Here is a 22,040-nt window from a genome sequence, read left to right as displayed (position 1 = left end):
CGAGGAGCGGTCAACAGCGTGCCGTTGAGCTCCCCGAAAGTTACCACTGTTTCCTGACCGGGAACTGCGAGCGCGGCAGCGCAAACGAACTTTGCGCCGCGGTGTTGTTCGTCGATATCGGCGAGCTGATTCAGCAAGAGGTTGAGGTTGGCGGTGTCATCGCCGTGAGCGCCACTCCACCGTGCACTGAAGATTCCTGGGGCGCCATTGAGGACGTCGACGGCAAGTCCGGAATCATCAGAAACCGACGGAAGACCCGTGGCTTTGGCTACCGCTTCTGCCTTGAGGATGGCGTTCTGCGCGAAGGTTACACCGGTTTCTTTCACGTCCGGCGCTCCCACTGAGGCGGCGTCAAAGACGTGCGCGGTTGCGTCAAAGTCCGGCATCGCAGCAGTGAGGAGCTGACGGAATTCGCGCAGCTTGCCTTGATTGTGGGTAGCCAGGACGACGCCGAAGCTCGGCTTCTGCGGGCTGGTTTCAGTCATCGTTGCCAAGGGTTTCGCGCTGGATCTGGGCCAGTTCTGCGGTTCCCGAGACGGCTAGATCCAACAAGCGGTTGAGCTCGTCACGGTCAAAAGGGGCGCCCTCGGCGGTGCCCTGAACTTCTACGAAAGTGCCAGAGCCGGTGACGACGACGTTCATGTCCGTTTCGGCACGGACGTCCTCGATGTAGGGAAGATCCAGCATGGGGATACCGTCGATGATGCCAACGCTCACCGCTGCAACAGAGTCCGTAAGAACCTTGGCGCGGTGGTCGATGATCTTGTTGGCCTTGGCCCAGCGAATCGAATCAACGAGCGCTACGTAGGCACCGGTGATAGCGGCGGTGCGGGTTCCACCGTCTGCTTGGAGGACGTCGCAGTCCAAGACGATGGTGTTTTCACCGAGCGCCTTGGTGTCAATGATGGAGCGCAACGAGCGGCCGATCAGTCGGGAGATCTCGTGGGTGCGTCCGCCGATCTTTCCCTTGACGGATTCGCGGTCGCTTCGCGTATTCGTGGCCCGTGGGAGCATCGCGTATTCGGCGGTGACCCAGCCGCGGCCTTCGCCCTTGAGCCAACGGGGTACGCCAGCGGTAAAGGAAGCGGTGCAGAGAACTCGGGTGTTTCCGAATTCGATCAGCGCGCTACCTTCAGCTTGGCTGGACCAGCCACGGGTGATGCTGATGGGTCGAAGCTGTTGTGGGGTGCGGCCATCGGCACGCACGACGGCAGGGGCCGGTGAGGAAGTCTCTGGGGGCATGATGTCCAGTCTACTGGCGTGGAAGCGCGCGGGTGTTGCTTTTCGGTGCGGGGATTCGTGACATGGCACTAGTCTTTGGCGGTTCCAGTCGGTCACCGGAGAGCACACCGTAGGTCACGCCGGAGACGGCTGCGGCCAGTCCGCCCTCATAGACTTCAGCCGCCTCGTTGATAACGGTATTGGTATCTGTCCACACGGGGATGTGCGTCAACAAGAGGCGGCGCACTCCCGCTTCCGTGGCGGCTTCGCCAGCACGCTTGCCGGTCAAGTGAATGCCCTGAATGGCGTCGTCACGGCCTTCTTCATAGGCAGCTTCGCACAAGAACAGGTCTGCGTCCTCGGCGGCCTCGATGAGTCCTTCGCACGAGTCAGTGTCCCCCGAATACGTCAGTACCGAGGTACGAACATCGCCAAAGAGATCCTCGGTGGCTTCTACGCGGATGGCGTACGCCTCCGGGGTGGGGTGACGTACCGGGTAAGCAGTAATCCGGAAAGGTCCTAGCTCAACGACTTGGCGCGGAACCCAGTTAATGAAGTCAAATTCTTCGGTCATGCCAGGTTCGGGATCCATCCCGTACGCGGTGGCCATGCGTTCTGCGGTGTCCGCTGGACCCCACACCTTGATGCGATCGCGACCCCAGCCCATGGGGTCCCAACGTACTGCGACGTGCAACCCGCACAGATCCATGCAGTGGTCCGGGTGCAAGTGGGACAAGAACACGCCGTCGATGTCCTTGAGGTCCATGTAGCGCTGCAACACGCCAAGCGAACCGCTACCCAGATCTAGGAGGATTCGCCAGGGCCGTTGTCCGTCATGGGCGCTGACGAGATAACACGACGCTGGAGAGCTGGGACCGGGAAACGAACCCGTGCTGCCGATAATGGTCAGTTTCACTGTGATCCCTTCGCAAGGCTCTTAATGCGAGCTTCTTCGAGCATTTCGGGGGTAATTCTTGCCATGACGCCGGTGGGAAAATGAGCCGCAACGTGGTCGGCGTGCTGAACGCCAAGCACCTCTGGGCCAAGGAAGCGTCGGGCCAAGACTTCAAAACTTTGAGCGTCGCCGGTGGCCAAGAAGTCGTGCGTTGGCGGCAACGACTCTTGCCGCATGAGCCCGTGTCGAGTGAGCTCGCGAAAGACGTCTTTCGCGGTTTCCTCGGCACTGGACACCAGCGTCACTGAATCCCCCACCACGTAGGAGATCACGCCGGTCAACAGCGGGTAGTGAGTGCAACCCAAAACTAGAGTGTCGACGCCGGCATCCATGATGGGCGCCAGGTACTCGGTGGCCGTCTGAATCAGTTCGTCACCCGAGGTGATGCCGCGCTCGACGAACTCGACGAATCGCGGTGCGGCGGCGGAGACAATCTCCAAGTGGGGAGCGGCCGCGAATGCGTCCTCGTAGGCTCTTGAGCCAACAGTCGCCTCGGTGCCGATAACACCGATTTTTCCGTTGCGTGTTGCCATGACAGCGCGGCGCACTGCTGGCTGAATCACTTCGACCACAGGTATCCCGTACCCACCGGTGTACCGCTCGCGCGCATCGCGCAGCACGGCCGCGGACGCTGAGTTGCAGGCAATGACCAGAATCTTGACGCCTGCAGCCACGAGCTCATCCATGACGCCGAGCGCGTTCGCGCGAACCTGGGCGATCGGCAAAGGTCCGTAGGGACTGTTCTTGGTATCCCCCACATATACGGTGGACTCTGCTGGCAGCTGATCGAGGACTGCGCGCGCTACGGTGAGACCGCCGACTCCGGAATCGAAAATGCCGATAGGCGCGTCCGGATGCGGCGCGAAAGGTTCCCCCAGAGAACCCTCCGTGAGCTGGGTAAAGCGATCGTTGTGTCGAGGCATGATGTGTCGAGAATACTCGCCCGCCGTGAGAAAAGCCGGAATCTGGCGCGGCGGTGGTGAGTATTACATACGTTTTAGCAAGGCATTCATGAGCGATTCTTGGACCCAAGAAACGAAATTGTAGACAAGAGCCATCTGGTCTCGATCAGTACTGGCATCCGAGTGATCCACCATCATGTAGATGCTTTCGGCGTCTTTCTCATCCTTGATATCCAGCCGCTCCGCCAGAGCGAGTCGCGCGGAATTCAACGACTTCGAGAGCACCACCGCTTCATCCGTTGAAATCACCAAAGGGGTGCGCTCGAGAATCTCAATCGAGGACTTCAAATGCCCCAGTTTGGCGCTGACAAGGCTCTGCTCCGTCAGACGACGATACTCCGCAGACTCTTCAGCATCCGAAGAAGCAACTGTGGGAATCAACCGCTGAACGACGGCGTCTTCAGATTCATGCAAACCCACGGATTCTGGAACCATGCCCGTCAGTGCCCACAGCGGGTCGCTAGTGGTGGCACTTTCCGGTGCTGCGACGTCGTTCTCTAAAAGCTCCGCAACATCCGCAAGTAACTCGCGAAGCAAGCCAATCTCGCCCGCATCAAAACCCGCCACAATTCCTGCGGCCGTTGACTTGAATCCTCGCGCCATTACGATTCATCTGCTTTCTGGAACGTAGCCCACAGACCAAATTCGTGCATAGCGAACGTGTCTGCCTCAATTTTCTCTTTAGAACCCGTGGCAACCACGGACTTCCCATCGCGGTGCACTTCCAGCATGAGCCTTTTAGCCTTCGACTTGCTGTAGCCGAAGTAGCTCTGGAAAACATAACTGACGTAGGTCATCAGGTTGACCGGGTCATTCCAGACAATGAGGACGTAGGGCGTCGCTTCTTGAACCCGCTCATCGACGCGGGTATCCGTGTCTTCTCTTACGATCGTGTCCGGTAAAGCCATACGGGTATTCTACGCGCGCTATGCGTCACCGAGCCCGCAGTTGTGGCTAAAGTGTGAGGAGATACGTACGTCGCCGCGCGCGATTGTGCTCCTGACTTTGCGAACGAGGAAAGCATGAATCTTCCATCAACAGCCCTACTCACGGACCACTACGAGCTCACGATGCTTCAAGCATCGCTGAAATCCGGAACCGCACACCGCAAGAGCGTCTTTGAAGCATTTGCTCGCCGCTTGCCAGATGGTCGCCGCTACGGCGTAGTTGCCGGCACCGGACGTGTCCTCGAGGGCTTGCAGAACTTCCGATTCCTTCCGGAGCAGATTGAATTTCTGCGGGAAAAGAAGGTCGTTAACGAAGAGACGCTCGAGTACCTCGCGAACTTCAAGTTCTCCGGAAATGTGTACGGTTACGCCGAAGGTGACATCTACTTCCCAGGTTCACCCATCCTGATTGTGGAATCAACGTTCGCCGAAGCGTGCATCTTGGAAACGTTCATCCTTTCAGTCCTCAACTATGACTCCGCCGTGGCCTCAGCCGCGTCCCGCATGACGGCTGCAGCGAACGGTCGCCCCTGCGTAGAAATGGGTTCGCGACGCACTCAGGAAGAGTCTGCTGTGGCCGCCGCACGCGCGGCCGTCATCGCTGGTTTCGCATCCACTTCCAATTTGGAAGCCGGCATTCGCTACGACGTCCTGACTGTGGGCACTGCCGCACACTCCTTCACATTGTTGCATGACTCCGAGCGCGAAGCGTTCGAAGCTCAAGTGGCTTCGATGGGCAAGAACACCACACTCTTGGTTGATACTTACGACGTCGAACAAGGCGTCCGCACTGCCGTTGAAGTGGCTGGTCCTGAATTGGGTGCTGTGCGTTTGGACTCCGGCGACCTGGTGGATCAGGCCCAGTGGGTGCGCCGCCTCCTCGATGATTTGGGCAATAAGGACACCCGCATCATGGTCACCTCTGACCTCGATGAATATGCCATTGCAGCACTGCAGTCCGCTCCTGTGGACGCTTACGGCGTGGGTACTCGCGTGGTTACTGGATCCGGGGCGCCGACCGCGTCGATGGTCTACAAGCTCGTGTCTCGCCAAGGAAATGACGGCGAATGGGTCAACGTGGCCAAGGCGGCTGCAAACAAAGCGAGCGTCGGCGGACGCAAGTTCGCACTTCGCCGTCTCAATGATCGCGGCCGTGCGGTCGCCGAGGTCATCGGTATCGGTGAAGTTCCCGAGAACGACGGCAACGACCGCGAGTTGTTGGTGCAGTTCATCAAGGACGGCGTCCTCACCGACGGCTGGACGGGCGCTGAAGGCGTTCGCCGGGCCGCTCAGCGTCACCACGATTCCGTTTCGGAGCTGCCCGGAGCTGCTAAGCGACTCACTGCTGGCGAGCCAGTCATCCCCACCACATACCTTCACGAGGACGCAGCGAACTAACCACGCTCACTAGCGCGCGCTACTTCTGAAAACACGGAACGAGCCGGTAGGTCACCTGAAAAGGTTCCTACCGGCTCGTTTTGCTTTGCTTACTTACGTCCCACAAACCAGTTCTGTAGCTTGCTAATGCGGTGCTCTAACTGCTCTACACTCGCTTGAGCGACGGCCGGGCCGCCGCACTCAGAGCGAAGCTGCGAGTGAATGACGCCATGTGGAGTGCCGGTTCGGGCTGACCATGCAGACACGTTCTTCTGCAGCTGGGAACGTAGCTCCCGCAACTTGCGGTGATCCACCACATCTGCAAACTGCTCATCGTGATGCGTAGGCGCCTCGGTTCCGTCCGCTACGTTCTTACGACGACGCGAGACCTGTTCCGCTTGGCGCTGGCGCAAAAGCATCGACACTTGTTCAGGTTCAAGCAGGCCGGGGATGCCCAAGAAGTCCAGCTCTTCTTCGGAACCAACTTCAGCGCCAGTTCCGAATTCGCCGCCATCAAAGAGCACTCGGTCGAAAGAGGCTTGGGAGTGGACGGCTTCAAACTTTCCGCCGCTGAGCTCCGAGCTTGCTTTCTCTTCCCGATTGGCCTCGGCCATGAGATCTTCTTCGGGAATGTGCGCGAGGTCATCGACCCCGGAGCCCTCCCGATCCAACGCGTGGTCGCGCTCGACTTCCATCTCATTTGCAAGAGCCAGCAACACGGGGACGGACGGCAAGAACACGGACGCCACTTCGCCGCGCTTACGTGCACGCACGAATCGACCCACAGCCTGCGCAAAGAACAACGGCGTCGAAGTGGAGGTGGCATAGACACCGACGGCGAGACGCGGAACGTCGACGCCTTCGGACACCATGCGCACAGCAACCATCCAACGGCTGTTTCCAGCCGAGAATTCCTCGATGTTATTGGAGGCCTTGGCGTCATCGGAGAGGATCACATAGACCTTCTCCCCCGTGATGGCCTTGAGCTGCTTGGCATACTCTTTGGCGTCCGCGTGGTCTGTTGCAATGACCAAGCCGCCAGCGTCCGGAACCGTGCGGCGCACCTCGGTGAGTCGCTGATCTGCAGCTCGAAGAACGGACGGGATCCATTCGCCGGACGGATCAAGGGCGGTACGCCACGCGTGCTGCGTGATGTCCTTGGTGGCCCCAGCGCCCAAGATGGCTTCCATCTCTTCGCCAGCGGACGTGCGGAACCGCATCCGACCCGAATACGCCATGAACAGCACTGGGCGGACCACGTGGTCTTTGAGCGCGTTCGCGTAACCGTACGTGTAGTCAGCTTTGGAGCGGCGAATGCCGTCCGCATCCTCTTCATAGACCACAAAAGGAATGGGAGCGGTATCAGAACGGAACGGGGTACCCGTGAGGGCGAGTCGACGCTTCGCAGGCTCGAAAGCCTCTCGAATACCATCGCCCCAGCTAAGGGCATCGCCGCCGTGGTGGATTTCGTCCAGGATCACGAGGCTTGGAACAGATTCCACCTTGGCGCGGTGCAGCATGGGCTTGGACGCCACCTGAGCATAGGTGACCGCCATGCCAATGAAGCCGGAACCAATGGAGATGTCCGCGTTCTTGAAGTTCGGGTCAATCGACAGGCCAACGCGCGCAGCGGCATCCGCCCACTGACGTTTCAAGTGATCAGTGGGGGCTACCACCACAATGCGGCGCACGGTTCCTTGCTCTACAAGCATCTTGGCGACGCGTAGTGCGAAGGTGGTTTTACCAGCACCTGGGGTTGCCACGGCCATGAAATCTTGGGGCGCCATCTGGAAATACTTCTCCAGGGCTTCCGCCTGCCACTGACGCAGCTTAGGCGCGGTGCCCCACGCAGCCCGGTCAGGGTATGCCGGTGGCATGTCCTCGCCCAACGTGAAAAGGGCATCAGACATGAACAGTTCTCCTTAAAGCAGTGTGTGAATGGGTCAGCGAAGCGGCACTATTTTTCGCCGTCGCCGCCACCACCGTTCAAGGATTCGAAGATGCTCTTGCACTCAGGGCATACGGGGAACTTGTTGGGATCGCGGCCGGGAACCCACACTTTGCCGCACAGAGCGATGACAGGATCACCGGTCAGAGCGGATTCCATAATCTTTTCTTTGCGCACGTAATGCGCGAAGCGTTCACGATCACCGGGTTCCAGCTCTTGAGCGAGTTCCTCGCGCTCAAGGGTTGCCGTTCCCCCACCCACGCCGGGGTTTTGCGGATCATCTACAAAGGGATCTGGAGGAAGACTCATGGGATCAATCCTAGCAATTCGAAGACAAGGAAACGCCGAGCACCCTCAGCGCTAACGGTTCCGTACCGTCGCCTGCATGAGCTCTGGCCAGCCCTTATCCAGCCATCTTCCGCCGATCTTCACGCCCAACCACACGTACAACACGCCCAAACCGACGCCCAGAGGCAACAACAGCCAGGCCCACAACGAGTTGTTTGTCACGAGGTATGAAATCAACAGCGCAACCGCGGGAGCTGTCAGAATCGCCATGGACACCATGATCACCAATTGGGTCACCATCATGCGCACGCCGGAACCGGGATGTGATTTGAACGGGCTCTCTCCTGGGAGGGGAACGGCGTAGGTATAGCGTGCCGATGCAATGGAGGAAACACCAAGACCGGCCATGAGTGCACAGGCATTGATGCCCAAGAGAGCTGGAATGAGTGCGAGGTCCCCCAGAATGAAAGGAACGCCTAGCGACAGAATCAGATACAAGGGCGCGCTCACTGCGGCGCAGGCCACGACGCGTCCCCAGCGGTCGTCACGTCCGGTGATTCCGGAAAGGACATGCAGTGAGAATGCGGTGGAGTCGTAACTGACATCGGCGGAGATTGAGAAGCCCATGAGTGCCATCACCACAGGGGCCACCCAGAGGACCACATGCAGGTTCTCGGTCTGGTTATACATGATCCAGGCGAGCACCAGCATCAGCGGAACGACCACCAAGCTGCCGGCATAGCGCGGATCCTTGAGCCAATAGATCAAGGCTCGTGCAGACACGGCACCCCACGGAGTAGCCGGAACCTTGCCAAAAATTCCCAGCCCCTCAATGCTTCCGCTGGCTTTGGATTCAGAGGGATTCTCGAGCGAGCGCATCAATAGTCGAGACCACACCGCGTAGCCCAGACCAACATAGAGCACCGCTACCAGCAATCGAAGAAGCGCGATCCACAGGTGTCCCTGTGCCACGTCCCAAGGGATGGCGGCGAAGATTCCAAAGGGAGTCCAGCCAAGCACGGCAGCAACAGTGGGCAGCCATTCCATGGCACGCTCAAAGCCATCCGCCAACGATGCCATCGCTGGGCCAATCAGCATCAGCGGAATGAACAGGAGAATTGCCGAGATGTCCCGGAAGCGCCGGTTCGCGGTTACCGCTAGGGCGGCCGTAGCTACTAAGCGCGACAGTACTTGGCTCATCAATGCGCCAAGCAACGCGCCCAGCAAGGCAGCCGTCATGGTGCCAAGTTCTGGTCGCCACATAAGTGTTTGACTGAGGAACGCCAGCAGCGTCAAAGCAGCGGGAATTCCCACGAATCCACTGAGCAGAAGCCCCATTGACAAGTCACGCCGCGAAAGCACAAAGGTGTTGAAGCGCGCCGGATCCATAGTGAGATCAACACCCGTGATCAATACGGGGATGAAGGTCCAACCCAAGAGCACCACGGAGAACACCAGGACAGCGATGGAACCACGAAGCTCTACCGATTCATCAGCTAGCTCGAAGGATCCAAATCCCAGCAAGACCACCCAAAACAGAGCGTAGAGACCGCCAATGATGGATCCCACCAGTTGCCACGTGCTGCGTTTGAAACCATTGACCAGCAGGTTCCATTTCAGGCTTAGGAGGTGTGCAACCACGACAAGCCCTCCCCGGATGAACGCCCGCCCACGAGGTCCACGAAGCGATCCTCGAGGCTGCCACCTTGGCGCACCTCGTCGACGGTGCCCAGTGCAAGCAGATTTCCGCGTGCCATCACGGCGACGTGAGAGCACATACGCTGCACTAGATCCATCACGTGGCTTGAAACCACCACGGTGCCGCCATGCGTTACGTAGTCGTGGAGGATCGAGCGAATATTCGCCGCCGAGACAGGGTCTACAGCTTCAAAAGGTTCGTCCAGGATGAGAGTCCGGGGCGCGTGAATCATGGCGGAGGCGAGGGCGATCTTCTTAGTCATACCGGCGCTGTAATCCACCACCAGTTTGTCGCCTGCGTCTGCAAGGTCTAGCGCTCGCAGCAGATCGTCGGTACGTTCGGCGACGGTCTCACGGTCCATACCTCGTAGCAGTCCCGCGTAAGTGACCAGCTGCCGGCCGGAGAGACGGTCAAAGAGGCGGACGCCGTCCGCGAGCACGCCCAACAGCTTCTTTGCTTGCAGGGAGTCCGCCCACATGTCCACGCCGTTGATCCAGACGTTTCCGGCGTCCGGGCGCAACAGTCCTGTCACCATGGAGAGCGTGGTGGTCTTACCGGCACCGTTGGGGCCCACCACACCGAAGAAGGAACCCACCGGGACGTCAAAGCTGACGCCGTTGACGGCCACGGTGCCGTCGAAGGTCTTGCCGAGGCCTCGCACAGCGATTGCCGGAGGTGCGTCCTGAGAAGGGTGTCCCTCTGGCGCAGTCACCATCGCTGGTCCGGTCCTGGGTGCGTCCACCGGAAGTGGTTCGTTTGCTCGCTCGTCGCTCATGTTCCAAACCTACTGAGGAATTCGCGTTGATGGATCACACTCAGGGTGGAAGGGGCAAATTTACGCCTAAAGGATGATGAAAGCCCCCGGCGAGTGCGCCATGAAGTTGGCGTCACCCTCCGGGGGCTTTCATTCTTCGAGAGTCAACGACTCTGCGAAAGTTTCACACTCTTAGTACAACGTGCGTGCCAGCTTCTGCCGTGCAGCGCTCACGCGCGGATCGCTGGCGCCCACCACGGTGAACAAGTCCACGAGGCGTTCACGAGCGCTCTCGCGCTCATCATCGAAGTGGGTGGCGATGAAGGAGATGATGCGGCGGAACGCATCTTCCACGTGGCCACCGGCGACGTCGAGGTCAGCAACCGCCAGCTGAGCATCAAGCGAGTCAGGTGACTGCGCCCCTTCAGCACGTACCGCGTTCGCGTCCATGGAGGACACGCGGTGCAACAGTTCAGCGCTCTTGAGGCCTTGCTGCGCTTCAAGGTCGTTTGGCTTTTCAGCCAGCGCCTTGTTGTAGTGCGTGACAGCGCCCTCGTAGTCACCGGAAGCCATGGCTTCTTCGGCTGCAGCGTGCAAAGGGTTTTTCGGTGCAGCAGATGGCTCTTCTGCTGAAACGGGTGGCACCGTGCCGGTGATTCCGTTCTGCAGAGCGAGCGGCATGAGTTCGTCCAAAAGAGACTTGATCTCCGCTTCCGCCGGAGCGCCCTGGAACAAAGGCACCGGACGACCGCCCAAGACGGCCACCACAGCAGGAACCTGCTGCAAACGGAAAGCCTGCAAAATGTTCTGATTAGCATCCGCGTCAACGGTGGCCAACACCACCCGGCCCTCGTAACCGTCCACCAAACGTGCCAACAGGGCATCGAGCTCGGCGGAACCAGGGTGCCGTGGTGTCCCGAAGGAAATCACCACAGGAACTTGGTTGGACAGCTGCAGGACCTGCTGGAAGCTTGCCTCGTTCACAGCAACACGCCAGCGCCCCGAAACCGCAGGTGAGTGCGGAACGGAAGCTGCGGCGTCGTACTGGGAAGAACCGGCCGAAGTCTGCGCCGCAGCGGACAAATCCACGGCGCCCCGAGCGGACGCAATATGCGGCTCCGGTGCTGCGTTATGTGTTGCTGACACAGGTGATTCGCTCACAGTTCTCCTTGTTCTGAATGCTCAACGATGGGTTGCTAGGGCTTAGTCGATCGGTGCGGCGCGCGCAACGATCTTTGCCTGGTACTGCAACACGTTGGCGCCCACGAGGGTGATTTTCTCTTCAGAGTCTGCCGGCGGAATGTAGATCACTACTGGCTCGACGTACTTGATATCCACGCCACCGGTCGTGGTGGTGGTGCCCGCCATGCGTGCGGTGGATTCGTCCAGCGTGATGCTGTCGCCCTTGGCGCGCGGGCGCACCTTGGTCTGGTTCTGGTAGTAAGCCGTCACGAGCGCTCCTCCATCCGGCGTGCGGAAGGAGACGGTGCGCTCAGGGTTGGTGAGGCGACGGAAGTAGAACCGCGCGTACTCGCCCTGTTCCTTGAGCTCAGCCTGATCCTCACGGGTCTGCGTGATGAAGTCAGAGGCGGCGAAGATCTTTGGATCCGAGCCACCGCCAAGGAACTTGGACAGCGCGTTGATGGCGTATTCCGGGGTTGCCTTCAAACCGGAGGCATCATCGGCGATCTCACCAACGGACGTGTCGCCAATTGCCACACCTGGGAACTCGGCGCCAGGAAGCATGTCCACAGCGTTGATGAGCTTGTAGTTCGAGCGCGCGGTCTTCTGCTCGATAGTCAGGATCTGCGGAAGATCAGCGGAGCTCTTCTGAGTTGCCACCATGATGCGGCGTGGGAACGTGCCGTCCGTGGTCACCACGGAGGAACGCACCGGTCCGGCCACAATGGCGGACGGCTTCTGGAACTCGTAGTCATCCTTGCTCAGCTTGTAGGAGTACGTGCGCAAGGACAGCGCCGCTTCATCCAAGCGAGACTTCGCGGCGTCGATCTTGCCGGACTTATCTGCGGCGTTCACCGTGGTGGCGATCTTTCCGAGAATCGTGTCCAGCTGCTCCGGCAAAACTACCGGGTACTTCTCCGTGGTTTCGGAGGCGCTTGCGGAGCCTTCAGAAGAGGAAGGTGCAGCGCTGCTGGCGTTTGCCGGTAGTGCGCTAGTCACGGCGAGGGCAAGGATGGCAACGGTCGCGGACGACGACGCAGCTACAGTCGCGGAGGTACGCTTCAGAACGCTCTTCGAGCTTCCGGCGCCGGAAGTAGCCGCACGAGCCTTAGAAATAGCCCAGCCCAGCAGACCGAGGCCCAAAAGCAACAGAATGGAGCCAATCACGATCAGCGGGATAGACCATGGGGTGTCCTGTGGATCTGCCCATGACACTTCGATGGAAACCGGAGCATTTCCCTTGCCATCCTTGGAGGCCAACACAAGGGTCCACGGGCCATCGTCGGGAACGGTCCACTGGTGAACCATCTGGCCCTGGGATTCTTGCTGCGCAACCCAGAGATCGGACGAAGCCGGCGCTGGGATGGAAGCTGCGCCGTCGTGCTGGACAGCAGTAACCACCTTGGAATCTTCAGTTTCCTCGATGCCGGTGAGCTCGTTGTAAGCAGAACCCTTCACCCACGCGTTCACGTCTCCGGTGCGACCCAAAGCCGCAACAAACGGAGTCTCGGACGTAATCGTGAACTCGACGGGCTCCTTGCTGATTGCTTGGACATCGGGACGGATCAACGTGACAGGCGCATCATCTAGCGACTGGGTGATCGTGGCTGTCGCCGTCTGAGAGGGCGCCCACATGGTTTGCTGGGCGATGCCAACAAAGAGTGCCACTCCTCCCAAGATCAAGGCCAACACTGCAGCTACGTAACGCACAAAAACACCAATCGGAAGGGAACATTGTCTTGAACAACGGCGCACGAAGGCCGTCGCAGAAAAAGACTGCTAGTCGACCCATCATAACGAACGGATCTCACTTTGTGTTCCGCACTGTGTCAGAGTTAACAGGAAAATGTCCCCACCTGTAGGTAGGCTCAACCTGTGAAATACCCCTCGCCGCCATCGCAAGGTTCCGAATTCGACGACGAGTCAGATTCCCCCCTTGATCAGGTCACTCCCTCCCCCGCACGCGGAGGGAATCAGCGGCCTACCGGCCAGCATGGTGCGCCTGTTTCAGCAGCCTCTCATCCCCAGACTCCACAAGAGGTTGCCGCGTCTTCGGCGGCCACTCTTGAAGATGTCATTGGACCGCAGCCGCAGGTCAAACCGGTAACAGCATCGATTCCCGTGGTGCCCGCGGCCGGGACATCTGCGCAGGCCACGGATCAACCAGCGAAGAAGCGAAGTATCTTTGGCCGGATCTCGGATGCGATTGGTGCTCGCCCGCACCGTCTTAAGTACGACGTTCCGCCGGAGCCCTCCGCGCAGCTTGGCGAGAGCGCAAGCGTGAGCGATTCTGCTGCTACTCCACGCCACCCCATCCAGACCGGATTCTTACTGACGGTCGGCGTGGGCATCGCCTTGGGCTTGTACTTCATGCTCACCAACGTTGGCCAGCTGGTGATGTGGATTGCGGTTGCCCTCTTCATTGCATTGGGGCTGGACCCGATTGTGCGCTGGTTCGAGTCGCGCAAGATGCCGCGAGCGGTCGGCGTCCTTGCCGCCATGTTGCTCTTGGTAGTGGTGGTCGGCGGCATCATGGGCACCCTGATCCCGACCATCATTCAACAGACCACTCAGTTTGTTGAGAATGCGCCCACCATTGTGGCTGACTTCTTGAAGTCCGACTTCTTCTTGACCATCGACGAGCAGTTCCACGTCTCCACGCGCATCACGGATGAGGTCAACAAGTTCTTCGCTGACAGTGCAGCGGTGGGAGGACTCTTTGGCGGCGTCATTGGCGTCGGCGGCATGGTGTTCAACGGCTTCTTCGGCGTCCTAACCGTCTTGGTACTGGCTATTTACTTCTTGTCATCGTTGCCGGCCATCAAAGCGTGGGCTTACCGCTTGGCTCCTCGCTCACGTCGCCCGCGCGTCCAGATGCTCTCCGAACAGATCACCAATTCCGTGGGTAACTACGTGATGGGACAGGCCATTGTTGCCACCATCAACGCCGTGTACGCCTTCATTGTCATGAGCATTGTCGGTGTCCCCTACGCCCTGCTGTTGGCGTTCGTCGTCATTATCCTGGCGTTCATCCCGCTAGTGGGCGCAGTGATTGCGGGCATCATCGTCTCGCTCATCGCCCTGACGGTGAGCTGGCAAACAGCCGTCATTTACGCCATCTGCTACTTCGCCTACCTGCAGTTCGAGGCCTACTTTATTTCGCCGCGCATCATGCAGCGTGCAGTTGCTGTACCCGGTGCCGTTGCTGTGATTGCCGTGATCGCAGGCGGTGCGCTCATGGGGATCGCCGGCGCGCTGATGGCCATCCCTTTGGCCGCCGCCGTACTGCTCTTGGTTCGCGAAGTGTTTATCGCTCGGCAGGATCAGCTCTAAGCTCAGGCAGTCTAGCCCTAGAAGAGCGTCCCGCGGGCGCTCCAGCACTTGACGTGCCAGTGGCGGCGCTCGGCAGCGGACTTCTCTTCTCCACTCCAGTGATCGCTCCGCCATGCCACTTTGTGCGGAGTGCCTGGCGTGATGTCACGACGGCAGCCCGGGCAAATGTAAGTCTTCATAGCGCGGAATCCTGGAATATCCACCACGTGCCATTCGCCGTCCTTCGCGGACTCCACTCGGTAGTTTCCGGTAAAGAGCGGGGATTCGCGCCGTTCGCTGATGTCCCGTGGGTCTCCGCCTCCGAAGTCCTTACCGCGGAAGCCGCTACCCTGACCGGAGCCACGGCGGGCTGCAGAGCGGCGGGGGCGGTTAGAACGTGGCACGCGTCTATTCTCTCCCATGAGTGAGGGTCCCCCGGCATCACGGCGCGCAACGATTACGGCCGCGCTACCGTAAGCTATCGGGGTGCGTTTAGTGATTGCTGATTGTTCCGTTGACTACGAGGGCCGCTTGCGCGCGCACCTCCCGCTAGCTACACGATTGCTCGTGCTCAAAGCCGATGGCTCTGTTTTGGTGCACTCCGACGGCGGCTCCTACAAGCCGCTGAACTGGATGTCTCCCCCAGCGACCTTCCGCGAAAGTGAGCCCGACGAGGAAACGCAAGCCAGCGGCGTCGTACAGGTATGGACCGTGCAGCATGCCAAGAGCGATGACCGTCTCATCATCAACATTCATGCGATTCATCAAGATCTCACGCACGATCTGGGTGTGGATCCCGGGCTCATCAAGGACGGCGTGGAGGCGGACCTACAGCGCTTGCTCGCCGAGCAGATCGAGGTTCTCGGCGCCGGCTTCAAGCTGGTGCGCCGCGAATACATGACCGCCATTGGGCCGGTGGATATTTTGGCACGCGATGCGAAGGGGGCCTCGGTTGCTGTCGAGCTCAAGCGCCACGGCAACATCGATGGCGTGGAGCAACTGACACGCTACCTTGAGCTCATGAATCGCGATCCGCTGTTGGCGCCGGTGCGCGGTATTTTTGCGGCTCAGACCATCAAACCGCAGGCTCGAACGCTTGCTGAAGATCGCGGAATCACGTGCGTGACTCTCGATTATGACGCACTACGCGGGTACGACGACGTCGCCGGGCGTTTGTTCTAACCCTTACGCGGGTGCGGCACCCCTAAGATGGGACTATGTACGCCGACGCGCAGACCAACAGCAACGACGCTCGCTACTTTCGCGGTAAGGCCTATGTGGACGGCACCGTGGTGGAGGACGCCGCTGTGTCCTACCAAGGCGATCGCATTGTGTATGCCGGGCCCTTTGCGGAATTTCGCAATGACGAATCGGCTGTAGAGACTGCCCTACCAGCGGGACACATGGTGATCCCAGGGCTGGTTGACCTGCATGTTCACGGCATCGCAGGCGTTGATTTCTCCACCGCATCCGCTGACGACGTTGCCCGCGGTCTGCACGAACTACACCGCGCTGGCACCACGACGGCACAAATTTCGTTGGTTACCTTGCCTCATGCCGATCTTCTGACGGCTATTGAACAGTGCACGTCAGCTTGTCATGACAACTTGGCTGCCGGAATTCACCTCGAGGGTCCGTTCCTCTCCCCCGATCGGGCCGGCGCCCAGGATGGCTCCGCCATCCTCGATATCGATCTGGAACTAGCCGAAGAATTGGTGCTCGCCGGAGAAGGCCGCGTGCGCTGCATGACGCTGGCGCCAGAACTTCCACGGACGTCCGAACTTGTTGAACTGCTGGCCAGCCACGGAGTCCTGCCAGCTTTCGGACACACTAACGCTTCGGCCCAACAAATGACCGCCGCGCTAGCAGAAGCACGAGAGCAACTCGAGAGCGCCGGCTTCAGCGGCTATACCGAAGTCCCGCTCATCACGCATCTTTTCAATGCCATGCCCGTCTTCCACCACCGCGAGCCCGGCGCCGTAGGAGCAGCGCTCAAGGCGGCGTCTCTTCGTGGAGCGGTTCTCGAACTGATAGCTGACGGCCACCACGTGGACTACGAGGTTTTGAACTTTGTGTTCCGCATTGTTCAGTCTTCCAACATCGTTATCGTCTCCGACTCCATGGCCGGGACACAAGCGCCCGAGGGTAAGTACGCGTTGGGTGCCTCTGAAGTGAACGTGACTCGTCAAGCTAGCGGTGATTTCACTGCGGAGCTGATGGTGGATGGAGAGCTGCATTTGGCTGGCGGCACCATGACGCTGCTAGACGCACTTCGAGAAACCACGAAGAATGGCGTAGAACTTTCCCGGGTACTTGACGCGATGACCAAGATTCCTGCGGGAGTCTTGGGTCTCGAGGACGAGCTCGGTCTAATTCACCGAGGTTTCCGGGCGGATCTTGTGGTGGTTGATCAAAATTTCGAACCCACCGAAGTGATCCGTGCGGGAGAAAAACTCCGCTAGAAGGCTGGCGCGATTAGCGCCAGATACCCACGCCCACGGCTGGGCCAGCCTCAATCCATGCGGAGAGGCCGTTGTAGGCGCCGTACTTCATGGCGACGTTAAAGTCTTCCCCACGGCACTGCAATTGGACCATTACAGAGCCAGGCAACAGCCGTGCGCGCTCAAATTCTTCAGGCTCGCGCCATCCAAGAATGGTGAGATCGCTACGCACGTAAGTTTTCGCGGGCACCCACGAGACGGAGAACAAGCGCAAGAACTCGAGCGAGTCCTCCTGATAGCGGCAAATGCCCATGGTCCAATGACCAGGACGCGTGGAAAGTGACGCGTCAAATGTTCCTAGTTCTCTTCGCAGCTGAAAGCGGCGCACTGCCATGGCTCCCAAGAAGAGGAAGACCAATAGCAGTGCGCCGGCTAATACAGCGAAGACGATTCCTGAATCACCCAAGGCTGCGATGTGAGTTTCTACCTAGGCCGATTCTTGCATTTCTGCATTATCGGCAACAATGACAACTCGATTGCTGTCAACGGAGAAGAAACCACCATCAGCCTTTAGCGTGATTCGGTTCCCCTCGACGGGCACGATCTCGAGCTCGCCGGGGGCCAACACAGCAAGTACCGGAGTGTGACCGGGAAGAACACCGATCTCACCTTCAGAGGTACGAGCTTTGACCAAGGTGGCCGCACCGGACCACAAGAAGTGATCCGCTGCGACTACTTCTACCTGAAGTTCAGCCATCTTACTTGGACTGTTCCTGGATCTTAGCCCACTGACGCTCTACGTCCTCGAGGCCACCGATGTTGAAGAACGCCTGTTCTGCAACGTGGTCGAGATCGCCATCAGCAATGGCCTTGAAGCCTTCGATGGTGTCCTTGATGGAAACCGTCGAACCCTCGACACCCGTGAACTGCTTTGCAGTGTAGGTGTTCTGGGAAAGGAACTGCTGGATACGACGAGCGCGGGAAACAACGATCTTGTCTTCTTCAGAAAGTTCGTCAACACCAAGGATGGCGATGATGTCCTGAAGTTCCTTGTTCTTCTGCAAGATCTGCTTCACGCGGATAGCGGTGTCGTAGTGATCCTGACCAATGTACTGCGGGTCGAGGATACGCGACGTCGAGGTCAGCGGATCCACTGCCGGGTACAGGCCACGGGAAGCAATTTCACGGGAAAGTTCCGTGGTTGCATCCAAGTGGGCAAAGGTCGTAGCCGGTGCCGGGTCGGTGTAGTCATCAGCAGGAACGTAAATTGCCTGCATAGACGTGATCGAGTGGCCCTTGGTGGACGTGATGCGCTCCTGAAGGAGACCCATCTCGTCAGCAAGGTTTGGCTGGTAACCCACGGCGGAAGGCATACGGCCAAGAAGCGTAGACACTTCAGAACCTGCCTGCGTGAAGCGGAAGATGTTGTCAATGAACAACAACACGTCTTGGTTCTGCACATCGCGGAAGTACTCCGCCATGGTCAGACCCGTCAGCGCCACGCGAAGACGCGTTCCTGGTGGCTCATCCATCTGGCCGAATACAAGAGCGGTGTCCTTGAGAACGCCCGCCTCTTCCATTTCAACCCAGAGGTCGTTACCTTCACGCGTACGCTCACCAACACCGGCGAACACGGAGGTTCCACCGAAGTTACGAGCAACACGGGTGATCATTTCCTGGATCAACACGGTTTTACCAACACCAGCGCCACCGAAGAGGCCGATCTTTCCACCCTTGATGTAAGGGGTGAGAAGGTCGATCACCTTGATGCCGGTCTCGAGGATCTCGGTGGATCCTTCGAGGGATGCGAAGGCAGGAGCCTTGCGGTGGATTGGCCAGCGCTCGTTGATTTCAAGTTCCGAAGCTTCAACGTCGAGTGGCTCACCCAACACGTTGAAGATGTGTCCCTTGACAACGTCACCGACAGGAACGGAGATAGGAGCTCCGGTGTCGGTAACAGCTGCACCACGGACCAAGCCGTCGGTGGCCTGGAGGGAAATAGCGCGAACCATCGAGTCGCCCAAGTGCTGGGAGGTCTCGAAAGTGATCACGCGGGTCTGGCCGTTGAGAGTAATCTCAGCGGTCAAAGCGTTGTACATACCGGGAAGGGCGTCTGCTGGGAACTCGACGTCGACGACGGGGCCGATAACACGAGCGATGCGACCGGTTGCACCGGCGCCCGACTGTGCGGTTCCCTGCTCATTAAGTTGGGCAGTCATCTCTCTCACTTCATTTGATTCAGATGGCGTGGATACGTTTATTTAGTTGACGATGTGTCAGAGCGCGTCCGCGCCGGCCACGATTTCCGTCAGTTCCTGAGTAATTTCAGCCTGGCGGGCGTTATTACGCAGTCGCGTGTACTTCTTGATCAGCTCGCTAGCGTTATCACCGGCGGACTTCATAGCGCGCTGACGGGCTGCGAGCTCGGAAGCTGCTGCCTGAAGCATGGCCGTGAAGATGCGGGATTCGATGTAACGCGGCAAGAGAGCGTCAAGAACCTGTGCCGGTTCTGGCTCAAACTCATACAGCGGAAGAAGCTCTTCTTGATTCGTTACTTCTTGCTCGACGACTTCCAAAGGAAGCAAACGGACAACCGTAGGCTCCTGGGTCACCATCGACTTGAACTGAGTGAATACAAGGTGGATTTCGTCGACTCCACCGTCTTCGTAAGCTGCATTGAAGGAATCGACAAGAACATTGCCGATCTCTCGTGCTACTTCGAAGACTGGGGCGTCGGTGTTACCCGTCCACACCTGCTTGTACTCGCGGTTACGGAAGTCGAAGTACGCCTGGCCCTTACGGCCAAGAATGTACGTGACAACTTCCTTGTTTTCGTCGCGTAGCTTGGTGATCAGCGACTCGGCCTGCTTCAAAACGCTTGCCGAGTAAGAACCAGCCAAACCGCGGTCGGAGGTCATGACCAAGACAGCCGAACGACGAGCATCGGTGTGCTCGCGCGTCAACGGGTGATCAATCTCGTGTTGCGAGGCAACAGCCGACACAGCGCGCGTGATCGCATTGGAGTAAGGCAATGACGAGGCAACGCGGCCACGAGCCTTTCCAATACGGGAAGTAGCGATCAGCTCCATCGCCTTGAAGATCTTTCGCATCGCCGAAGTGGCAGTGATCTTCTGACGGTAGACCCGAATCTGGGCTCCCATAGTGATCCTTTCCGTTTTCCAAGGTTCGGCGCTAGGTATTCCCTAACGCCGAACCTTATGAAAACTAGCGCTTCTGGCGGACGATTTGTTCTTGGTCGACAGACTCAGCGTCGATTGCCTTGTGCTCTTCGTGTCCAGCGCCAACCAAGTGGTTGTCGCCTTCGCCGAAGAAGCCCTTCTTGAATTCAACGATGTTCGACTTCAAAGCGTCGACGGTCGAATCCTCAAGGAGGTTGGTCTGAGCGATCGTGTTGAGCACATCCGTGCGGTGCTTGAGGTGCGAAAGGAATTCCTGCTCAAAGCGAATTACATCTTCTACAGGAACGTCATCCAAGTAGCCGTTGGTGCCGGCCCATACGGAGACAACCTGATCCTCAACTGGGTACGGCTGGTACTGACCCTGCTTGAGGAGCTCCATCAAACGAGCACCACGGGTCAGCTGCTGACGGGATGCGGCATCCAAGTCAGATGCGAACATCGCGAATGCCTGCATGTCGCGGTACTGAGCCAAGTCAAGCTTCAAGGTACCGGAGACCTTCTTCATAGCCTTGACCTGTGCTGCACCACCAACGCGGGAAACGGAGATACCCACGTCGACAGCTGGGCGCTGGTTGGCGTTGAAGAGGTCCGACTGCAAGAAGATCTGGCCGTCGGTGATGGAGATAACGTTGGTCGGAATGTAAGCCGAAACGTCATTTGCCTTCGTCTCGATGATCGGAAGACCGGTCATCGAACCTGCGCCGAGCTCGTCAGAGAGCTTTGCACAACGCTCGAGGAGACGAGAGTGTAGGTAGAAGACGTCGCCTGGGTAGGCTTCGCGTCCTGGCGGACGACGGAGCAACAGGGACACGGCACGGTAGGCTTCAGCCTGCTTCGAGAGATCATCGAACACGATGAGAACGTGCTTGCCACCGTACATCCAGTGCTGACCAATGGCCGAGCCTGCGTATGGAGCCAAGTACTTGAAGCCTGCAGAGTCAGATGCTGGAGACGCGACGATGGTCGTGTACTCGAGCGCGCCGTGATCCTCGAGGGTCTGGCGAACTGCAGCGATCGTGGAAGCCTTCTGGCCGATAGCAACGTATACGCAGCGAACCTGCTTGGTAACGTCACCGGTTGCCCAGTTAGCCTTCTGGTTGATGATGGCGTCAACGGCGATTGCGGTCTTGCCGGTCTGGCGGTCGCCAATGATCAGCTGACGCTGTCCACGGCCAACCGGGATCATGGAGTCGATTGCCTTGAGGCCAGTCTGAAGTGGCTCGTGCACCGACTTACGCATGGTCACACCAGGTGCCTGAAGCTCCAGTGCGCGGCGACCCTCGGCGACGATCTCACCGAGATCGTCGATGGGGTTACCCAGTGGATCGACAACGCGTCCAAGGAAGTTGTCGCCGACTGGGACCGAAAGAATCTCGCCCGTGCGGTGCACTTCCTGGCCTTCTTCGATGCCCGTGAAGTCACCAAGAACAACGACGCCGATTTCGCGGGTATCGAGGTTCTGGGCCAAGCCCAAGGTGCCGTCTTCGAAGCGAAGAAGTTCGTTTGCCATGACGGAGGGAAGACCCTCCACCTTAGCGATGCCGTCGCTAGCCGTCGTGACATGTCCGACCTCTACGCGCTCCGTGGTGCCCGGTTGGTAGGACGCCGCGAAGTCGTTCAAGGCATTGCGGACGTCATCGGCGTTGATGGTCAAATCGGCCATCTGCAGTCCCTGCTCTCCTAATTGGTGATCAGTCCTTCTGTGAAAGAGGGCCGATCGGAAATGAATAAGTCTTTAGTCCGTGAGTGGCTGG

General features: G+C 58.9%; 22 protein-coding genes. 4 read left to right on the top strand and 18 right to left on the bottom strand.

The window, feature by feature from the left end:
• From HD598_RS12955 to clpS, 6 genes are all read right to left on the bottom strand, one after another.
• Window positions 1–485 (bottom strand): non-canonical purine NTP pyrophosphatase (locus tag HD598_RS12955; RefSeq protein ID WP_183666408.1); only part of this gene is annotated, 485 nt, incomplete at its 3' end.
• Window positions 478–1,242: a ribonuclease PH gene (gene rph / locus HD598_RS12950; RefSeq protein WP_071893358.1), complete on the bottom strand. Its 765-nt coding sequence runs from the start codon at window positions 1,240–1,242 to the stop codon at window positions 478–480. The genes rph and HD598_RS12955, both read right to left, overlap by 8 nt.
• A gap of 10 nt (window positions 1,243–1,252) precedes the next feature.
• Entirely contained in the window at window positions 1,253–2,137 is an 885-nt protein-coding gene (locus tag HD598_RS12945) for an MBL fold metallo-hydrolase (protein WP_084636904.1), read from the bottom strand.
• Window positions 2,134–3,099 (bottom strand): glutamate racemase, encoded by a 966-nt coding sequence (murI, locus tag HD598_RS12940; RefSeq protein WP_183666406.1) that lies wholly within the window; start codon window positions 3,097–3,099, stop codon window positions 2,134–2,136. The genes HD598_RS12945 and murI overlap by 4 nt, the downstream gene beginning before the upstream one ends.
• A 63-nt stretch (window positions 3,100–3,162) precedes the next feature.
• Window positions 3,163–3,741, bottom strand: a complete 579-nt coding sequence (locus HD598_RS12935; protein WP_183666404.1) for a DUF2017 family protein — start codon at window positions 3,739–3,741, stop codon at window positions 3,163–3,165.
• Window positions 3,741–4,046, bottom strand: a complete 306-nt coding sequence (clpS, locus tag HD598_RS12930) for an ATP-dependent Clp protease adapter ClpS (protein ID WP_183666401.1) — start codon at window positions 4,044–4,046, stop codon at window positions 3,741–3,743. The genes HD598_RS12935 and clpS overlap by 1 nt, the downstream gene beginning before the upstream one ends.
• 114 nt (window positions 4,047–4,160) lie before the next feature.
• On the opposite strand from clpS, the gene HD598_RS12925 reads away from it, so the two are divergent.
• Window positions 4,161–5,483 (top strand): nicotinate phosphoribosyltransferase, encoded by a 1,323-nt coding sequence (locus tag HD598_RS12925; protein ID WP_183666399.1) that lies wholly within the window; start codon window positions 4,161–4,163, stop codon window positions 5,481–5,483.
• 89 nt (window positions 5,484–5,572) lie between these two features.
• On the opposite strand, the gene HD598_RS12920 is transcribed toward HD598_RS12925, so the two are convergent.
• The 6 genes from HD598_RS12920 to HD598_RS12895 all read right to left on the bottom strand — a co-directional run bounded on the left by HD598_RS12920 (window position 5,573) and on the right by HD598_RS12895 (window position 13,001).
• Window positions 5,573–7,372, bottom strand: a complete 1,800-nt coding sequence (locus tag HD598_RS12920; RefSeq protein ID WP_183666397.1) for a DEAD/DEAH box helicase — start codon at window positions 7,370–7,372, stop codon at window positions 5,573–5,575.
• Window positions 7,373–7,419: 47 nt separating this feature from the next.
• Window positions 7,420–7,719, bottom strand: a complete 300-nt coding sequence (locus HD598_RS12915) for a DUF3039 domain-containing protein (protein ID WP_183666396.1) — start codon at window positions 7,717–7,719, stop codon at window positions 7,420–7,422.
• A gap of 51 nt (window positions 7,720–7,770) precedes the next feature.
• Window positions 7,771–9,339, bottom strand: a complete 1,569-nt coding sequence (locus tag HD598_RS12910; RefSeq protein WP_183666394.1) for a transporter — start codon at window positions 9,337–9,339, stop codon at window positions 7,771–7,773.
• Complete coding sequence (locus tag HD598_RS12905) at window positions 9,321–10,112, bottom strand: ABC transporter ATP-binding protein (RefSeq protein WP_260170754.1); 792 nt, start codon at window positions 10,110–10,112, stop codon at window positions 9,321–9,323. Before HD598_RS12905 ends, HD598_RS12910 begins: the two co-directional genes overlap by 19 nt.
• Window positions 10,113–10,343: 231 nt before the next feature.
• Window positions 10,344–11,312, bottom strand: coding sequence for a tetratricopeptide repeat protein (locus tag HD598_RS12900; RefSeq protein WP_311539041.1), 969 nt, complete (start codon window positions 11,310–11,312; stop codon window positions 10,344–10,346).
• Between the two features lie 42 nt (window positions 11,313–11,354).
• Window positions 11,355–13,001: a hypothetical protein gene (locus tag HD598_RS12895; protein ID WP_183666390.1), complete on the bottom strand. Its 1,647-nt coding sequence runs from the start codon at window positions 12,999–13,001 to the stop codon at window positions 11,355–11,357.
• Between the two features lie 207 nt (window positions 13,002–13,208).
• Between HD598_RS12895 and HD598_RS12890 the strand changes: the two genes are divergently transcribed.
• Complete coding sequence (locus tag HD598_RS12890; protein ID WP_409366192.1) at window positions 13,209–14,666, top strand: AI-2E family transporter; 1,458 nt, start codon at window positions 13,209–13,211, stop codon at window positions 14,664–14,666.
• Between the two features lie 17 nt (window positions 14,667–14,683).
• Here HD598_RS12890 and HD598_RS12885 read toward each other — a convergent pair whose 3' ends face one another.
• A complete protein-coding gene (locus HD598_RS12885; protein ID WP_183666388.1) occupies window positions 14,684–15,049 on the bottom strand; it encodes a hypothetical protein in 366 nt (121 codons plus the stop codon).
• Between the two features lie 82 nt (window positions 15,050–15,131).
• Between HD598_RS12885 and nucS the strand changes: the two genes are divergently transcribed.
• Window positions 15,132–15,827, top strand: coding sequence for an endonuclease NucS (gene nucS / locus HD598_RS12880; RefSeq protein ID WP_071893349.1), 696 nt, complete (start codon window positions 15,132–15,134; stop codon window positions 15,825–15,827).
• A 35-nt stretch (window positions 15,828–15,862) separates the two neighbouring features.
• Window positions 15,863–17,107 carry an N-acetylglucosamine-6-phosphate deacetylase gene (locus HD598_RS12875; RefSeq protein WP_183666386.1) on the top strand — a complete coding sequence of 415 codons (1,245 nt, stop codon included), beginning with the start codon at window positions 15,863–15,865 and terminating at the stop codon, window positions 17,105–17,107.
• A 13-nt stretch (window positions 17,108–17,120) separates the two neighbouring features.
• Here HD598_RS12875 and HD598_RS12870 read toward each other — a convergent pair whose 3' ends face one another.
• The 5 genes from HD598_RS12870 to atpA form a co-directional block, all read right to left on the bottom strand.
• Window positions 17,121–17,552, bottom strand: a complete 432-nt coding sequence (locus HD598_RS12870; RefSeq protein ID WP_183666384.1) for a DUF2550 domain-containing protein — start codon at window positions 17,550–17,552, stop codon at window positions 17,121–17,123.
• A gap of 21 nt (window positions 17,553–17,573) precedes the next feature.
• Entirely contained in the window at window positions 17,574–17,843 is a 270-nt protein-coding gene (locus HD598_RS12865) for a F0F1 ATP synthase subunit epsilon (protein WP_071893346.1), read from the bottom strand.
• Between the two features lies 1 nt (window position 17,844).
• The gene (atpD, locus tag HD598_RS12860; protein ID WP_071893345.1) at window positions 17,845–19,305 is read right to left on the bottom strand and encodes a F0F1 ATP synthase subunit beta; all 1,461 of its coding nucleotides are present in this window, start codon (window positions 19,303–19,305) and stop codon (window positions 17,845–17,847) included.
• A 57-nt stretch (window positions 19,306–19,362) separates the two neighbouring features.
• The gene (locus HD598_RS12855; protein ID WP_071893344.1) at window positions 19,363–20,247 is read right to left on the bottom strand and encodes a F0F1 ATP synthase subunit gamma; all 885 of its coding nucleotides are present in this window, start codon (window positions 20,245–20,247) and stop codon (window positions 19,363–19,365) included.
• Window positions 20,248–20,311: 64 nt separating this feature from the next.
• Window positions 20,312–21,949, bottom strand: coding sequence for a F0F1 ATP synthase subunit alpha (atpA, locus tag HD598_RS12850; protein ID WP_183666382.1), 1,638 nt, complete (start codon window positions 21,947–21,949; stop codon window positions 20,312–20,314).
• Window positions 21,950–22,040 lie beyond the last annotated feature (91 nt).

It is taken from the genome of Neomicrococcus aestuarii, from assembly GCF_014201135.1.
In the GTDB taxonomy this organism is placed as follows: Bacteria; Actinomycetota; Actinomycetes; order Actinomycetales; family Micrococcaceae; genus Neomicrococcus; species Neomicrococcus aestuarii.
Note: the sequence above shows the minus strand (reverse complement) of the source record. Positions and strands in the feature narration are given on the sequence as shown.

Coding starts and splice junctions, on each gene's coding strand:
- atpD (WP_071893345.1), bottom strand. CDS start 19,305: ATGACTGCCCAACTTAATGAGCAGGGAACCGCACAGTCGGGCGCCGGT.
- HD598_RS12925 (WP_183666399.1), top strand. CDS start 4,161: ATGAATCTTCCATCAACAGCCCTACTCACGGACCACTACGAGCTCACG.
- HD598_RS12875 (WP_183666386.1), top strand. CDS start 15,863: ATGTACGCCGACGCGCAGACCAACAGCAACGACGCTCGCTACTTTCGC.
- HD598_RS12920 (WP_183666397.1), bottom strand. CDS start 7,372: ATGTCTGATGCCCTTTTCACGTTGGGCGAGGACATGCCACCGGCATAC.
- murI (WP_183666406.1), bottom strand. CDS start 3,099: ATGCCTCGACACAACGATCGCTTTACCCAGCTCACGGAGGGTTCTCTG.
- HD598_RS12855 (WP_071893344.1), bottom strand. CDS start 20,247: ATGGGAGCCCAGATTCGGGTCTACCGTCAGAAGATCACTGCCACTTCG.
- atpA (WP_183666382.1), bottom strand. CDS start 21,949: ATGGCCGATTTGACCATCAACGCCGATGACGTCCGCAATGCCTTGAAC.
- HD598_RS12905 (WP_260170754.1), bottom strand. CDS start 10,112: ATGGTGACTGCGCCAGAGGGACACCCTTCTCAGGACGCACCTCCGGCA.
- rph (WP_071893358.1), bottom strand. CDS start 1,242: ATGCCCCCAGAGACTTCCTCACCGGCCCCTGCCGTCGTGCGTGCCGAT.
- clpS (WP_183666401.1), bottom strand. CDS start 4,046: ATGGCTTTACCGGACACGATCGTAAGAGAAGACACGGATACCCGCGTC.
- HD598_RS12915 (WP_183666396.1), bottom strand. CDS start 7,719: ATGAGTCTTCCTCCAGATCCCTTTGTAGATGATCCGCAAAACCCCGGC.
- HD598_RS12935 (WP_183666404.1), bottom strand. CDS start 3,741: ATGGCGCGAGGATTCAAGTCAACGGCCGCAGGAATTGTGGCGGGTTTT.
- HD598_RS12865 (WP_071893346.1), bottom strand. CDS start 17,843: ATGGCTGAACTTCAGGTAGAAGTAGTCGCAGCGGATCACTTCTTGTGG.